Origin of the sequence: Streptomyces xylophagus, assembly GCF_000716435.1 — a bacterium.
Lineage (GTDB): Bacteria > Actinomycetota > Actinomycetes > Streptomycetales > Streptomycetaceae > Streptomyces > Streptomyces xylophagus.
The window spans coordinates 179,636-195,510 of sequence record NZ_JNWO01000002.1; the positions used below are offsets into that span (position 1 = coordinate 179,636).

11 protein-coding genes are annotated in these 15,875 nt (G+C 69.6%); 7 read left to right on the top strand and 4 right to left on the bottom strand.

Annotated features, from left to right (window positions below):
- Window positions 1–147 precede the first annotated feature (147 nt).
- The 3 genes from OO70_RS04320 (at window position 148) to OO70_RS04330 (ending at window position 4,301) form a co-directional block, all read left to right on the top strand.
- Window positions 148–1,497, top strand: a complete 1,350-nt coding sequence (locus OO70_RS04320; RefSeq protein ID WP_043664245.1) for a transaminase — start codon at window positions 148–150, stop codon at window positions 1,495–1,497.
- A 22-nt stretch (window positions 1,498–1,519) separates the two neighbouring features.
- Window positions 1,520–1,960, top strand: coding sequence for an Lrp/AsnC family transcriptional regulator (locus OO70_RS04325; RefSeq protein ID WP_043664247.1), 441 nt, complete (start codon window positions 1,520–1,522; stop codon window positions 1,958–1,960).
- A gap of 94 nt (window positions 1,961–2,054) precedes the next feature.
- The gene (locus tag OO70_RS04330) at window positions 2,055–4,301 is read left to right on the top strand and encodes an MMPL family transporter (protein WP_043664250.1); all 2,247 of its coding nucleotides are present in this window, start codon (window positions 2,055–2,057) and stop codon (window positions 4,299–4,301) included.
- A gap of 3 nt (window positions 4,302–4,304) precedes the next feature.
- On the opposite strand, the gene OO70_RS04335 is transcribed toward OO70_RS04330, so the two are convergent.
- Window positions 4,305–5,387: a PP2C family protein-serine/threonine phosphatase gene (locus OO70_RS04335; protein ID WP_407702740.1), complete on the bottom strand. Its 1,083-nt coding sequence runs from the start codon at window positions 5,385–5,387 to the stop codon at window positions 4,305–4,307.
- A gap of 180 nt (window positions 5,388–5,567) precedes the next feature.
- Here OO70_RS04335 and OO70_RS04340 point away from each other — a divergent pair, with 180 nt between their 5' ends.
- Window positions 5,568–7,103 carry a DUF4331 domain-containing protein gene (locus tag OO70_RS04340; protein WP_043664252.1) on the top strand — a complete coding sequence of 512 codons (1,536 nt, stop codon included), beginning with the start codon at window positions 5,568–5,570 and terminating at the stop codon, window positions 7,101–7,103.
- Window positions 7,104–7,155: 52 nt separating this feature from the next.
- On the opposite strand, the gene OO70_RS04345 is transcribed toward OO70_RS04340, so the two are convergent.
- A complete protein-coding gene (locus OO70_RS04345) occupies window positions 7,156–8,358 on the bottom strand; it encodes a beta-1,3-glucanase family protein (protein ID WP_043664255.1) in 1,203 nt (400 codons plus the stop codon).
- 257 nt (window positions 8,359–8,615) lie between these two features.
- Between OO70_RS04345 and OO70_RS04350 the strand changes: the two genes are divergently transcribed.
- Window positions 8,616–11,036 carry a GH92 family glycosyl hydrolase gene (locus OO70_RS04350; protein ID WP_051740636.1) on the top strand — a complete coding sequence of 807 codons (2,421 nt, stop codon included), beginning with the start codon at window positions 8,616–8,618 and terminating at the stop codon, window positions 11,034–11,036.
- Window positions 11,037–11,099: 63 nt separating this feature from the next.
- Here the strand turns inward: OO70_RS04350 and OO70_RS04355 are convergent, their stop codons facing one another.
- Both OO70_RS04355 and OO70_RS04360 read right to left on the bottom strand, forming a co-directional pair.
- A complete protein-coding gene (locus OO70_RS04355; protein ID WP_043665312.1) occupies window positions 11,100–13,517 on the bottom strand; it encodes a phosphoketolase family protein in 2,418 nt (805 codons plus the stop codon).
- A gap of 26 nt (window positions 13,518–13,543) precedes the next feature.
- Window positions 13,544–13,963, bottom strand: a complete 420-nt coding sequence (locus OO70_RS04360; RefSeq protein ID WP_078651240.1) for an STAS domain-containing protein — start codon at window positions 13,961–13,963, stop codon at window positions 13,544–13,546.
- Between the two features lie 395 nt (window positions 13,964–14,358).
- Here OO70_RS04360 and OO70_RS04365 point away from each other — a divergent pair, with 395 nt between their 5' ends.
- Together OO70_RS04365 and OO70_RS04370 are read left to right on the top strand one after the other, a co-directional pair.
- Window positions 14,359–14,757 (top strand): nuclear transport factor 2 family protein, encoded by a 399-nt coding sequence (locus tag OO70_RS04365; protein WP_043664258.1) that lies wholly within the window; start codon window positions 14,359–14,361, stop codon window positions 14,755–14,757.
- A 193-nt stretch (window positions 14,758–14,950) separates the two neighbouring features.
- The gene (locus tag OO70_RS04370) at window positions 14,951–15,841 is read left to right on the top strand and encodes a GNAT family N-acetyltransferase (protein WP_043664261.1); all 891 of its coding nucleotides are present in this window, start codon (window positions 14,951–14,953) and stop codon (window positions 15,839–15,841) included.
- Window positions 15,842–15,875 lie beyond the last annotated feature (34 nt).

Here is a 15,875-nt window from a genome sequence, read left to right on the forward strand (position 1 = left end):
CATGAGGCCCGGCGAGACTTATGTCCCAACGGGACTAAAGCGCGAATCGATCGTCGAAACAGCTGATTCAGTGGTGGTGTCTTGCTCGTGCGTAGCTTTCGGTCGTATCGTCCGGACAATCCGTCGCCGACATCACCGGGATATCCCATGGACCGCACTCGCCTGCAGGACCTGCTCGCCCGGGAGAGCGCCGAGGCCGAGCGGCGCAACCCGCGCTCGAAGGCCGCCTACGACCGAGCCGAGCACCTCTTCGGGCGCGTGCCGATGACCTGGATGAACAAGACCGCCGGAGCCTTTCCCCGCTACCTCGACACCGCCCGGGGCGCCCGCGTCACCGACATCGACGGTCACGAGTACATCGACTTCAGCCTCGGCGACACCGGAGCCATGGCCGGCCACTCGCCCGCGGTGGTGGCCGAGGCGGTGCAACGTCGGTTCGCCGAACAGGGCGGTGCTACGGCCATGCTGCCCACGGAGGACGCCGAGTGGGTCGGCGCCGAACTCACCCGCCGCTTCGGACTCGCCCGCTGGAGCTTCTCGCTCACCGCGACCGACGCCAACCGCTGGGCGATCCGACTCGCCCGGGCCGTCACCGACCGCCCCAAGATCCTGGTGAACAGCTACAGCTACCACGGCAGCGTCGACGAGTCGCTCATCGTCGTAGGACCGGACGGGCAGGGTGCGGCCCGACCCGGCAACGTCGGCGCCCCCTGCGATGTCACCCTCACCAGTCGCGTTGCCGAGTTCAACGATCCGGCCCAGCTGGAACGGGAGTTGGCGCACGGTGACGTCGCCGCCGTCCTCATGGAACCCGCGCTCACCAACATCGGCATCGTGCTGCCCGAGCCCGGCTACCTGGCCGCAGTGCGCGAACTCACCAGGCGATACGGCACGTTGCTCATCATCGACGAGACCCATACCTTCTCCGCCGGCCCGGGCGGCTGCACCGCCGCCTGGGACCTCGAACCCGATCTGCTCACCATCGGCAAGGCGATCGGCGGCGGCATCCCGGCAGGTGCCTACGGCCTCTCCGTCGAACTCGCCGACCGGTTGCTCGGCCGCGCCGACCTCGACCTGGTCGACATGGGCGGCGTCGGCGGCACCCTCGCGGGCAACGCGCTGTCCGTCGCCGCGATGCGCGCCACACTCGAACACGTCCTGACCGACGAGGCGTTCGCCCACATGACGAAACTCTCCGAACGCTTCGCCGCCGGTGTGCAGGAGGGAATCGACGCCCACGCGCTGCCCTGGACGGTGAGCCGCCTCGGCGCTCGCAGCGAGTACCGATTCGCGTCCCCGGCCCCGCGCACCGGCACCGAGTCCGAAGCGGCCGGCGACCCGGAGTTGGAGGACTTCCTCCACCTCTACCTCGCCAACCGGGGCATCCTGCTCACCCCGTTCCACAGCATGGCGCTGATGTGCCCCGACACCACCGAGCAGGACGTCGACACCCACACCCGGGTCTTCGCCGACGCGCTCGCCGAACTGGCAAGCTGAACAAGGGAGTTGGGGACAAGTCGTGGACGACATCGACCGGGCCATCCTGCGCGAGCTGCAGACCGACGGACGTATCGCGTACGCCGACCTCGGACCCAAGGTCGGGCTGTCCGCGTCGGCCGCCCGGCAACGACTCCAACGCCTCTTGGATTCCAAGGCGGTTCAGGTCGTCGGGGTGACCGACCCGATGGCGATGGGAGGGCAGGCCATGGCCATGCTCGGCATCGAGGTGGACGGCGACCCGCGCGCCGTCGCCGACGAACTCGCCCTGCGCGACGAGGTGGTGTACTCCGTGCTGACCTCCGGCGGGTTCGATCTGTTCGCCGAGGTGGTCACCCCGGGGCAGCGGGACCTGCTGGACTTCGTGAACGACGTGGTGCGGCCGATCGAAGGGGTGAGGAGCGTCCAGTCGTTCCCGTACTTCGGCATCCACACGCACCGGTTCCTGTGGGACGTGGGATGACCGCCGCTTGACCGCGAGCTCGAGATGCCGGAGTGATCGCGCGGGCGTCTAATGGGGGTGTCGGAAATGTCCCCTGGCGGAAAAGGCCGAGGTCATGACGCCCACGGATTCCAGTGCAGGGGGCAGCGGGGGCGCAGCCAAGGGGGTGCTGCGGCGGCTGGGGGAGTGGTGTGCCCGGCACTTCGTGATCGTCATCGTCGCCTGGCTCGTCGCGCTCGCCGCGCTCCAGGTCCTCAACAGGTCCTTCGGGGGCGACTATTCGGACGACTTCTCGCTGTCCGGCGTACAGTCCCACCACGGTTTGCAGGTCCTGAAGGAACACGATCCGGCGGCCGGGGGCTACAGCAGCCAGATCGTCCTGCACGACAAGGACAAGGCGCTGACCTCCCTGAGCTCGCAGATGTCCGAGACGGTCGGCGACCTGCAGAAGCTCCCGCACGTCCTGTCGGTGCAGAACCCGCTGCCGCAGCCCGGAGCACAGACACCGACGTCCTCCGGTCCGAACGTGGGACCGCTGTCGTCCGACGCGAAGACCGGTTACATCACCATCCGCTTCGACGTACAGCCGTCGACCCTCGGTGACGGCTACCTCCACGGCGTCGACACGTCCGTGAAGCCGCTGCGCGCCGCCGGGGCCCAGGTCGAGTACGGCGGACCGCTCGGCGAACTGGCCCGGCCCGCCGCCGACGACCGGGTCAGCGAACTCATCGGGTTCGCCGTGGCGATCGTCGTCCTGCTGATCGGCTTCGGCAGTGTGATCGCCGCCGCGATGCCTCTGGTGACCGCGCTGATCAGTGTGATCGGGGGACTCGCCTGCCTCGGACTGCTGGCGGCGGCGTTCACCTTCGCGACGGTGTCACCCACCCTCGCGACGATGATCGGCATCGGGGTCGGCATCGACTACGCCCTGTTCCTGATCACCCGTCACCGGCAGAACCTCATGAACGGCGCCGATCCGGTGCGCGCCGCCGGACAGGCCACGGCCACCAGCGGCCGGGCCGTGCTCGTCTCGGGATGCACCGTGATCATCGCGCTCGCCGGACTGTTCGTGTCCGGCGTGCCCTTCATCGGCCTGCTCGGGCTTGCCGCCGCCGTGACGGTCGTGTCGGCGGTCATCGGCGCGCTCACCCTCGTCCCCGCCCTGCTCGGGCTCCTCGGCAAACGGATCGACCGCTACCGGGTGCGCCGCCCGGTCGCCGAGACCGACGCCGAGCCGGGCGCCGAACCCACCGGCACCTGGCACCGCTACGCACAACGCGTGGAACACCGGCCCTGGACGTTCCTCGCGGCGGGTGTCGCGGCCGTCGTCGTCCTCGCGATCCCGGTGTTCTCCCTCCAGTTGGGGCACATCGGCGACGGCGCCGACCCCACCTCGTTCACCGACCGGCGCGCCTTCGACCTGATGACCGACGCCTTCGGGCCCGGCTCCAACGGCCCGCTCACCATCGTCATCGACCAGACCGGCGTCCCCTCCTCCCAGCGCTCGGACCTCTCCTCCCAGGCCCAGAAGACCCTCGACGGGGCGCAGGGCGCCGCCAAGGTCACCCCGTTGACGACCACCAAGGACGGTGACGTCCTGGTCGGCACCGTCTACTCCCAGCAGTCCCCGCAGAGCGCCGACACCACCGACCTCACCAACCGCCTCGTCCACGACACCTTGCCCGCCGCGGTCTCCGGCACCTCCGCCAAGGGCTATGTCACCGGCACCACGGCCGCCCAGGTCGACTTCCGCGACATCGTGTCGAGTCGGCTGCCGCTGATCATCGGCGTGGTGGTCGCCCTGGCCTTCCTGATCATCCTCGCCGTGTTCCGCGGCCTCCTCGTCGCCCTCAAGGCCGCCGTCCTCAACGTGCTCTCGATCGCGGCCTCCTACGGCGTCGTCGTCGCCGTCTTCCAGTGGGGCTGGGGCGGCCCCGCCCTGGGCGTCTCCGGCAAGGTCCCCATCGAGAGCTACGTCCCGATGATGATGTTCGCGATCATCTTCGGCCTGAGCATGGACTACGAGATCTTCCTGCTCTCCCGTGTCCACGAGGCCTGGCTGCGTACCGGCGACGCCGAGGCGTCGGTCGCCCACGCCCTGGAGATCACGGCGCGTGTCATCACGTGTGCCGCGCTGATCATGGTCAGCGTGTTCGCGGCCTTCGTCGTCAGCGACAACATCGTGGTCAAGATGCTCGGCCTCGGCCTGGCCGTCAGCGTGCTGATCGACGCCACGGTGGTACGCCTGCTGATGGTGCCCGCGGTCATGACCCTGCTGGGCCGGCACGCCTGGTGGACACCCCGTTTCCTGGACCGGATCCTGCCGCACATCGACGCGGAGGGTGACCACGAAGGGGCGTGAACATCAGCCGCCGGGCGTCAGGACGAGCATGGTGACGTCGTCCCGGATCTCCTCCGAGTGCCGCAGAACATCGGCCCACACCCGCTCCGGCAGATCGGCGCAGGCGCCGTCGGCGAGCACGGCCAGCCGGTCGGCGAACGGATAGAACACGCCTCCGGCGTCCCGTGCCTCCCACACCCCGTCGGACGCCAGGAACAGCCGGTCCCCGGGCAGCAGCGGCACGGTCACACCGGCGAGAGGACCCGAGTCGGCCAGCCCGAGACCGAGTGGTGTCCACGCCTCGACGTCGATCTCCGTGACCCGGCCCGCGCGCAGTAGCACCGGCGACGGATGCCCACAGGCCACGATCCGCACGGCACCCGCGTCCCCGGTGAACTCCAGCAGCACCGCCGTCGCGAACAGCTCCGCGTGCGCCGACCGCGCCGAGTCCACCACCAGCCGCCGGTCCAGCCGCGCCGCGACCGACTCCAGGTCCGGCAGGTCGAGCACCGCCTCCCGGAACGCCCCGAGCAGCGAAGCGACCGTCGCCACGGCCGACAGTCCGTGCCCCTGCACGTCCCCCATCACCGCCCGCACGCCGTACGGCCCGTCCCGCACGTCGAAGAAGTCACCCCCGACCAGCGTCCCGCGCTGCGCCGCCCGGTACAGCCCAGCACACCGCACCGGCCCCACCCGCGCCGGCAACGGCGGCACGACGGCCCGCTGCGCGGCCTCGGCGACCGTGCGCTCCAGATCGAGCTGGGCGTCGCGCCGACTCCGTACGAACGAGATGAACACGCTCAGCAACGCGACGAAGCAGATCGTCAGCAGATCCGTACTGCCCGGATCGTCGAGGTGGAAGGCCGGGACGGTCAGCAGCGCGATGCTGAGACCGCCGAAGAGCACGGTCGCCACCGGGCCGTACGACAGACCGGCCAGCGGCGGGATCGCGCCCAGCACGAAGCCGATGTCGAGCGGGTTCGGACTCACCAGCGTCGCCACGCCCACCCCGACGACCAGCACACCCGGCAGCACCCGCACCCACAGCGGCGCCGGCGCGCCCCGCAGCCAGCCCCGCCGGGCCGGCTCCCGGTTCCGGCGCGCCACCAGACCCCGCACCTTTGCCACACCACCACGTTCCTACGACGGGTCCCGCCCCGCACGCCGAGCGCCAAATCGCTAGATCAACTGAAAGATCGGTCAGATCAGTCAATATTCACCAATCCGCAAGGGGTGGCCGTTCCGAATCCTCCAGCGTCAGGGAAGTTGGCACGGAGGACGGACGGTATGACACCTATCGCCAGGAGCGGTGCGAGGCGCAGGAGCCTCGCGACCCTCGTAGCAGGTGCGCTGGCCGCCGGGGGACTCGCAGCCGCCGGCATGACCACGCTGGAACCGGGGGCGGCTTCCGCCTCCAGTCACCGGGAGGCCCCGCTGATCTCGGGGCATCCCAAGTACGACAACACGGACGTGTACGCCTTCGTCAGTCCGGACGATCCGGAGACGACGACGATCATCGCGAACTGGATCCCGTTCGAGGATCCGGCGGGCGGCCCGAACTTCTACACGTTCGCGGACGACGCCCAGTACGACATCCACATCGACAACAACGGTGACGCGCAAGGTGAGTTGCTGCTGCGCTACACCTTCAAGACGCACACGAAGAACAAGAAGACGTTCCTCTACAACACGGGCCCGGTCACCAGCCTGGACGACCCGGACCTGAACGTCACCCAGACCTACGACATCGACCTGCTCAAACTGCACAACCAGAGCCTCGTGTCGAAGACGAAGCTCGCCGACGACGTACCGGTGGCCCCGTCGAACGTCGGCAAGGCGTCGATGCCGGACTACAGCACGCTGCGCAAGCAGGCGGTCCGTCAACTCGCCCACGGAGGGCGGACGTTCGCCGGTCAGGCGGACGATCCGTTCTTCCTGGACCTGCGCGTCTTCGACCTGCTGTACGGCGGGAACCTCTCCGAGGTCGGCAACGACACCCTCAAGGGCTACAACGTCAACTCGATCGCCCTGCAACTGCCCACCGACATGATCACCGAGTCGAAACAGCAGCCGATCGTCGGCATCTGGTCGACCACCCAGCGAAAGAACGCCCAGGGCTACTACGAGCAGGTCTCTCGTCTGGGCAACCCGCTGGTCAACGAGGTCGTCAACCCCCTGAAGGACAAGGACAAGTTCAACGCGTCCTCGCCGTGGAACGACGGCCGGTTCCTGAAGAACGTGACCCATCCCGAACTGCCGAAGCTTCTGCAGGCCATCTATAAGATCAAGGCGCCTGCCGAACCGCGCACCGATCTCGTCGATGTCTACCTGAAGGGCGTCAAGGGCCTCAACCAGCCGCCCAACGTGCGACCGGCGGAGATGCTGCGCCTGAACACCTCGATCAAACCGACCGCCGACCCGAAACGGCTCGGTGTCCTCGACGGCGACAACGCGGGCTTCCCGAACGGGCGCCGACTCACCGATGACGTCGTGGACATCTCGCTGCAGGCCGTCGAGGGCGAACTGGTCGGCGCCAAGAACGACTTGGGGGACGCGGTCGACGCCAACGACCAGAAGTTCGGCGACTCCTTCCCCTACCTGGCCGAACCCGTCGCCGGTTCGCGAGGCCCGCTCGCGAAGGGCACGGCCGGCGGCAACAGCGTCCGCGACCAGGTGGGCAACGCCCTGCAGCCGACCGACTCGGCAAACGGCACGCGCAACACCGGCCTGATCGCCGCGTCGGCGGCCTCGGGCGCGGCGGGCATCCTGCTGATCGGCGCGGGCCTGGCATGGTGGCGTCGACGCATGCAGCGGTCCAACTGAGCGACACAGAACAAGAGAGAGGGCGGGGGCCGCGCTCCCGCCCTCTCCGGCTTCAGAACGGCGTGAGCGTCAGCCGTATCCCTGTGGGTGCCGTGTCCTGGACGTAGGACGCGAAGTCCGCCACGTCGTCGAAGGCGAAGCCGTAGGCCTTGCCGTCGGCGGTGGCCGCGTGCACCGCCTTCGCGTAGTGGTTCGTGAGGTCGGTGCGGTAGAACTCCGAGGCGTCGGTGGTCGGTTGGGCGGGGTTCGACAGGAGCGTCGAGCGGTTGAAGCCGGCGCCGAGCACGGCCGCGACCGGGCCCGTGGTGCCGTCGTTCGGGGCGGCCAGGTTGCCGTCGCAGAACAGCACGTCCCGCGTCGACGGCTTCGCGAAAGAGACCGAGGCCGGGCCGGTGAAGGTGAACCTGTCGGCGCGCACCCGCCCGGTGAAGGCGCCCGCGTTCGTGGTCACGGTCAGGTCCTTGCCGGTGTAGGTGCTCCACACCTCGTCGATGTACGGCGCGAAGTAGTCCGCCGCGAACAGGCCCGCGTCCAGCCCGTGCCCCGGCGCGATCACCCGGGTGTCGTCCACGATCAGCGGGGCGAACGCCTCGACCTGACGCACCGCGTCGAACACCGACGCCCGCCCGCCGGCGCGCAGGGTGCCCGTCGTCTGGTCCTGGGTGCCGGTCAGCCGGATGCTCAGGGGCACGCTGAACATGTCGACCATCGTCGTGTTGCAGAACATCCCCGACGCGTTGTGCGTGAACTCGGCGCAGTCGTGCAGGACTTGGTAGTTGGGGTCGGAGGTCACCCAGCCTGCCGGGTACTGGAGCGCGGGGTTGCCGTTGCCGTCCGCCACGGCCTTGAACTTGAGCTTCGCGCCGAGTGCGACGTAGATGCGGCCCGACAGGTACGGGAGCGAAATCGTCGTCTCCGTGCCGGAGTCGAGGCTGATCGCGTAGTCGGTGAAACCGTCGGCACCGTTGTCCGAGAGCGCTATCGGCGCGAGCGTCCCGTCGGCAGCGCCCCGCACCTGTTTGCCGTCCACGTTCCCGACGATGTAGACGTGCACGTTCGCGTTGTTGAACGAACCGCTGTTGTTGACCAGCGTCAACGGGAGCGCGCCGGCCTCAAGTGCGCTGGTCTCCATGGACTTTGTGTCCGCGAGGGCGTGCGGTGCAAGTGCCGCGACGGCGGGAGCGGCCACCGCCGCGCCACCGAGGGCGAAGAGCAGCTTGCGGCGGCCGAGCGTGCGCTGATGACGGGGAGTCATGTGTGTGTGTGGGGGGGGGGGGGGGGGGCCCCCGGGGGGGGGGGGTTTTTCGGGGGTGCGGAGACGTGAAGAGATAGGCCGCTTAACCCCCAGTTAAGGGCCACTTAAGCGCACGGCGAAGCGTTCACCCGCACTTCACCACCCGTACCCGGGTGCCTCTTCCCTCCCATCGCGCGGCCTCCTAGCCTCACGACGCCCCCTGTCACTTCTGCCCGATGTCCCGTCCCATGTCCCTTCCCCGAAAGGCGACTTGACGCATGCGTCACCAACTACTGGGCACGGCAAGACGGTTCGGCGTCGGAGTCGCGGCCGTCGCGGTCACGACCGCGCTCGCCGCAGCCGCCCCGTTCCCCGCCCTCGCCGCGGCGACCGGCTCCTCCGGTGAACTGTCCTCGCTCGTCGACCCGTTGATCGGTTCCTCCAACGGCGGCAACACCTACCCCGGCGCCACCCTCCCGTACGGCATGATCGCCTGGTCCCCGACCAGCACCACCGGCGACCAGACCAGTACGGGCGCCGCGAACGGCTACGAGTACGGCGTCACCCGCATCCGCGGACTGAGCCTCACCCACGTCAACGGCGCCGGCTGCAATCCCGGCGCGGCCGGCGATGTGCCGATCATGCCGTTCGTCGGCGACGTCACCTCGTCACCGTCGGCGGACACCAAGGACGCCGTCTACGCGTCCAACTTCTCGCACGCCGACGAGAAGGCCACCCCCGGCCGCTACACCCTCGGCCTCGCCTCCGGCGCCACCGCCGACCTGGCCGTCAGCAAGCGCGCCGGAGTCGCCGACTTCACCTTCCCCGCCGACCGCCCGGCGAGCCTGCTCTTCCGCGCCTCCAACTCCCTCAACGGCAGCGAGGACGCGCACGTCGACATCGACACCGCCCACCAGAAGGTGACCGGCTGGGTCCTCACCGGAGCCTTCTGCGGGCGCCGCGCCAACGGCGGCGTCAACAACCGAAAGACCTACTACAAGCTCTACTTCAGCGCCTCCTTCGACCGCGCCTTCTCCTCGGTCGGCACCTGGCACGACAGCACGGTGTCACCCGGTTCGACGTCCGCCTCCGGAGGCGAGGGATACGCCACCGGCGCCGACCGCGCGGGACGTGGTTCCGGCGGCTGGGTCGGCTTCGACACGACATCTGACAACGATGTCCACATGCGGCTCGGCATCTCCTACGTCAGCCTCACCGGAGCCGAGACCAACCTCCGCCAGGAGATCGCCCCGCACGCGCGCGTGGCCGACGTCGCCGAGGCGGGCGCCCGCGCGTGGGACCGCGAACTGAGCACCGTACGCGTCGACGGCGGCACACCCGCACGCCGCCAGACCTTCTACACGGCGCTCTATCACGCCCTCATGCAGCCCGACCTGATCAGTGACACGGACGGCCGCTACTGGGGCATGGACCAGGCCGTCCACAAGCTCGCGCGCGGACAGCGGGCGCAGTACAGCAACTTCTCGGGCTGGGACCAGTACCGCGCCCAGATCCAGCTGCTCGCCCTCCTCAAGCCCACCGTCGCGGGCGACTTCGCCCAGTCGCTCTACAACTTCTCGAAACAGAACGGCGGAGTCTGGGACCGCTGGGTGCACATCAGCGGCGCCACCCACGTCATGACGGGTGACCCGTCCGCCGCGACCCTCGCCACCTTCTACGCCATGGGCGTACGCAACTTCGACTACAAGGGCGCCTTCGACTCCCTGGTCCACCAGGCCACCGTGCCCAACCCGGACGAACTCTCGGACGCCGGCTGCCCTGGCCAGTGCGTGGGCCAACGACCCAACCTGGCCCAGTACTTGACCTCCCACTACGCGGCCCAGAACGCCTGCCACTGCTGGGGCGGCGCCGCCGAGACCCTGGAGGACGCCGTCGCCGACTCCGCCCTCGGGCAGTGGGCGAAGCTGCTGGGGCGGGACGAGGAGGCGAAGGACTTCGAGGCGCGAGGCGCCTACTGGCGCAACGTCTTCAACCCCGCCACCGGCTACATCCAGGCCCGCAACCTCGACGGCTCCTGGGTGACCCCGTTCAACCCGGCGAGCGATCTCGGCTTCGCACAGGGCTCGGCCGCCGCGTACGTCTGGATGGTCCCACAGGACGTGACGGGACTGGCCGAGGTGATGGGCGGACGCGAGGCTGCCGCGACCCGGCTCGACGGCTTCTTCCATACGGCGGACGGTTCCTGGTCGGTCCGGGGCGGCGACGCGCTGCGCTACGACCCGACCAACGAGCCCGACATCCACGCCCCTTGGCTCTACAACTCCCTCGGACAGCCCTGGAAGACCCAGGCGACCGTCCGCCAGATCCTCGACACCGCGTACGGCACCGGCCCCAAGGGCCTCCCCGGCAACGACGACCTCGGCACCATGTCCGCCTGGTACGTCCTCTCCGCCCTCGGCATCTACCCGCGCACCCCGGGCAGCGCCGACCTGCTGCTCGGCGCCCCGCTCTTCCCGAAGGCGGTCCTGGACCGGCCGGGCCGCACGGACATCGTCATCACCGCACCCGACGCCGACGACACCCACCCGTACGTCGACGCCGTAAGCCTCAACGGCCGGAACCTCAACCGCTCGTGGACCGGTGCCGCCCTGACGCTGAAGGGCGGCAGGCTGGACTTCCGGCTCGCCACCGAGCCCAACACGGGCTGGGCGACCGACCCGGAGGGACTCCCGCACTGACGTGCACCGGCCGGCGGGGTTCATGCCCCGCCGGCCGGACCGGGAATCGGTGTCACCGGGTCGTCACTGACTCCAGGTCCATTCGGCGACCTCGGGCAGATCCTCCCCGTGGGCGCGGATCCAGTCGTGGTGGCGGTAGCGGACGTCGACCATCCGCTGCCGCACCGCCGCCGCGCGGACCGCGAGACCGGGCACCCGGTCGATGACGTCCATGACCAGCCGGTACCGGTCGAGGTCGTTGCGTACGACCATGTCGAACGGGGTCGTGGTGGTGCCCTCCTCCTTGTAGCCGCGCACATGCAGATGCTCGTGGTTGGCGCGGCGGTAGGCGAGCCGGTGGATCAGCCACGGATAGCCGTGGTAGGCGAACACGATGGGCTTGTCGGGGGTGAACAGCGCGTCGTACTCGCTGTCGGGCATGCCGTGCGGGTGTTCCTCCGCGGGCAGCAGCCGGGCGATGTCGACGACGTTGACCACCCGTACCGCGAGGTCGGGCAGGTGCCGGCGCAGCAGCGAGGCCGCGGCCAGCACTTCGAGGGTGGGTACGTCGCCCGCGCAGGCGAGCACCACGTCGGGCTCGCCCAGGTCGGACTCGGTGCCCGCCCACTCCCAGATCCCGGCACCCCGGGCGCAGTGCACGCGGGCCTGGTCCATGGACAGCCAGTCGAAGCAGGGCTGCTTGCCCGCGACGACGACGTTGACGTAGTCGCGGCTGCGCAGCACGTGATCCGCCACGGACAGAAGGGTGTTGGCGTCCGGCGGGTAGTAAACGCGCACGACCTCCGGCGACTTGTTGAGTACGTGGTCGACGAAGCCGGGGTCCTGGTGCGAGAAGCCGTTGTTGTCCTGGCGCCAGACATGCGAGGTGAGCAGGTAGTTGAGGGAGGCGATCGGGCGGCGCCACGGGAGCCGACGGGCGACGCGCAGCCACTTGATGTGCTGGTTCGCCATGGAGTCGACGATGTGGACGAAGGCCTCGTAGCAGGAGAACAGGCCGTGCCGCCCGGTCAGGAGATAGCCCTCCAGCCAGCCCTGACAGGTGTGTTCGGAGAGGATCTCCAGCACCCGGCCACCGCGCTCCAAGTGCTCGTCCGTGGGCAGCACTTGAGCCTCCCACGCCTTCCCGCTCGCCTCGTAGACGGCCTGGAGGCGGTTGGAGGCTGTCTCGTCCGGGCCGACCAGCCGGAAGTCGCGCCGCTCGCCCGTGTCGGCCATCACCTGCGCCAGCATGTCGCCGAGGACCCGGGTCGGCTCGTGCGTGGTCGCACCGGGTTTGTCGACCGGGACGGCGAACTTCTCGAGGGGCGGCAGGGGCAGATCGCGCAGCAACAGACCGCCGTTGGTACGGGGGTTGGCGCCCAGGCGGCGGGTGCCGTCGGGGACGCAGGCCAGGACCTGATCCCGGGGGCGGCCGTGCTCGTCGAAGAGTTCCTCGGGCCGGTAGGAGCGCAGCCACTGCTCCAACTGCCGCAGATGGTCCGGGTTTTCGCGTACGGCGGGCAGCGGCACCTGGTGGGCCCGCCACGTGCCCTCCACCGGGACGCCGTCGACCTCGGCGGGGCCGGTCCAGCCCTTCGGGGTGCGCAGCACGATCATGGGCCAGCGCGGGCGTTCGGCCGCGCCCTCCGTGCGGGCGCTGTGCTGGAAGGCGGCGATACGGTCCAGGGCCTCGTCCATGGCGCGGGCCATCGCCTGGTGGACGGTGTGCGGGTCGTCGCCGGTGACGTGGAGGGGCTCGTGGCCGTATCCCCTTAGCAGGGAGTCGAGTTCGGGTTCCGGTATGCGGGCCAGGACCGTCGGGTTGGCGATCTTGTAGCCGTTGAGGTGGAGGATCGGCAGGACGGCACCGTCCCGTACCGGGTCGAGGAACTTGTTCGAGTGCCAGGAGGCGGCCAGCGGGCCCGTCTCGGCCTCGCCGTCGCCGATCACGCAGGCCACCAGGAGCCCCGGGTTGTCGAACGCGGCCCCGTAGGCGTGCGCGAGGGAGTAGCCCAACTCGCCGCCTTCGTGGATCGATCCGGGCGTCTCGGGTGCGACATGGCTCGGGATGCCGCCCGGGAAGGAGAACTGCCGGAAGAGGCGGGCCATGCCGGTCGTGTCCCGCGTGATGTCCGGGTACGTCTCGGTGTAGCTGCCCTCCAGCCAGGAGTTGGCCACCACGGCGGGACCGCCGTGACCGGGACCCCAGACGCAGATCGCGTCCAAGTCCCGTGCTTTCACCACCCTGTTGAGGTGGGTGTGGACCAGGTTCAGTCCCGGTGAGGTGCCCCAGTGGCCCAGCAGTCGCGGTTTGATGTGCTCGGGTGCCAGGGGCTCGGTCAGCAGCGGGTTGGACATGAGGTAGATCTGCCCGACGGCCAGGTAGTTCGCCGCCCGCCAGTGGGCGTCCAGCGCCCTCAGTTCCACCTCGTCGAGGTGGTCGGAACCGGCGGGGGTGTCGAGCGGGTCGCGGGAGTTGTCGCGAGGGAGGCCGAGCGGCATGACGAACCCTTCGTGGAGAGGGTTGTTCAGGAACTTCGGAAGCTGCTGCCGACGGAGGCGAGCTGACGCCACCATGACCGGGCGGGCGGGGCCGGATCCTCCTTGGGAGGAGGGGGCGGTTGCCCGACCGGAGGGCCGAGGAGCAGGGGGCCGGAGCCGGTGAGGTCGAGGATCAGGCCCAGTGTCGGTGGCGGGTGGTGCAGTCGCAGGATTCCGCCGGCTTCCGCGGTGCGCTGTAAGGCGTAGAGGAAGGCGTTGAGGCCGCTGCAGTCGCAGAAGGTCACGGGGGTGAGGTCGACATCGACGAGGTGGATGCCGTCGCTCAGGCACCGTGCCAGTGCCGCGCGCACCAGCGGCGCCGATTGCAGGTCGATCTCGCCGGCCAGGGTGATCAGTGCCCGGTTCTGTCGGTCGTGACGGTAGACGGTGAGCTGGGGGAGGGGCATGACGCCTCGGTTCGGAAGACCATCCGGCAGCGAGACGGGGATGCCGGGATTCCGGGCCCTTCTCGATGCGCTGTCGGCAGGGGGTAGGTGCGGCGGAGGCGAGCGATGCCGGTCCGAGGGCCTGTGCGACAGGACGACGGACCCACCCGGTTCCCTCCAGGGATGCGTCGGGTGACGGACAAAAAGTCCGCTCCCCGCAGCCATCTGTGTCGAGCAACGACAAGCCGCCGGGGTCTGGGACGTCCGTACAGCAGCATAGTCCTCGACGTGGCCCGGCGGGCGGCCGAGAGCCGTTCGTTCGTCGTGTCCGGGCGACGCCCGGACGGGAGCCGCGCGGGTACGTCGGCGGCCCGGGCCGGTGATGCCCGGAGCCCCTTCGCTGTTACCGTCGCGCCATGTCCAAGATCGAGATAGACGCGGTGACCACCGAGTTCTTCGGTGCCTTCGACAACCGGGGCGGCAAGGCCGCCGACGTGGACCGGATCCGGCGGCTGGTCCTTCCGGGCGGTGTGATCGTCAAGACCGGCCCGGAGTTCACGGTCTACACCGTGGAGGAGTTCATCGAGCCCCGCCGGTTGCTGCTGACCGACGGCCGGCTGCTCGAGTTCTCCGAGTGGGAGACGTCCGAACGAACGGAGATCGTCGGCGACATCGCGTCACGGTTCGGTGAGTACCGCAAGTCCGGACTTCTGGACGGCGAGCCGTACGAGGGAGGCGGGACCAAGACCATCCAGTTCGTCCGCACCTCGGAGGGCTGGCGGATCTCGGCGCTCGCGTGGTGGGACCAGCCCTGACCGGCCACGAAAAGAGTTGGACGGGTACGCGGCCCGCCGTCTAGCGTGTGACCGCACGCCTTGAGACCAACGGAAGGAGGCGAGTGCCATGAGGCTCACAACACCCCAGCGCTCCCTCCCTGTTGACACGGTGTGCCTCGACTGACCTGACCGGGAGCGCTTCACGCAGTACGCATCCCGGAGGAATCAGTCCATGACCGATCCGGTCATTCGCGCGCTCGACGAGAGCGACGCCCATCTTTTCGACGCACTTCCCGACCCGCTCGGCGCCCGCGCCGCACACCGACTCACGACCTGGCGGCCCGACTGGCAGCGGGTCGCGCTGCGCGACGGCAAGGTCGTCGCACGCGCCGCCTGGTGGGGCGGCCCGAACGACACCGAACCTCTCACCGTCGACTGCTTCGACCTGATCGAGGGCGAGGAGGAGGCCGGAGCCGCACTCCTGCGCAGCGCACCATGGCGCGTCGAGGCGGAACTGAACCTTCCGCCCGGCTGGCGCGACAGCCCCGAGACCCGCGCCGCGGCCGAGGCCCGCTTCACCGCCCTGCGCACGGCCGGATACGACCTCCTCGTCGAGCGGTTCATCTACCGATGGACCCCGGCATGCGGGCTCCCCGAACGCCCCGGACGTCTTGTCTTCGGCCCCGAACCGGACGACTCCGTGTTCTTCGACGCGCTGCGCCGCATCCACTCCGTCACCCTCGACGCCCATGCCCGACGGGCCGTACGGCAAGGGGGAGTCGACCAGGCCGCACAGGAGGAGGTCGACTTCTTCCGCTGGTGCCCGTCCCCGCGCGAGTGGTGGCAGGTCGCCCGCACCCCCGAGGGAGACCTCGTGGGAATCCACATCCCGGCCCACAACCCGTCGGGCCCGTGCATCGGCTTCATCGGAGTCGTACCGGAACAGCGCGGCCACGGCTACGCCCTCGACCTGCTGGCCGAGTGCACCCACTATCTCGCCGAGCGGGGCGCCGAGTTCATCGCCGCCGCCACGGACCAGGGCAACTTCCCGATGGCCGCGCACTTCGCCAAGGCCGGCTATCCGGTAATCCGTGAGCGCGCCAACTTCCATGTCGTCGAGTAGGCGCACGGGGCATTAGCCCTGCGGGACAGTCGGC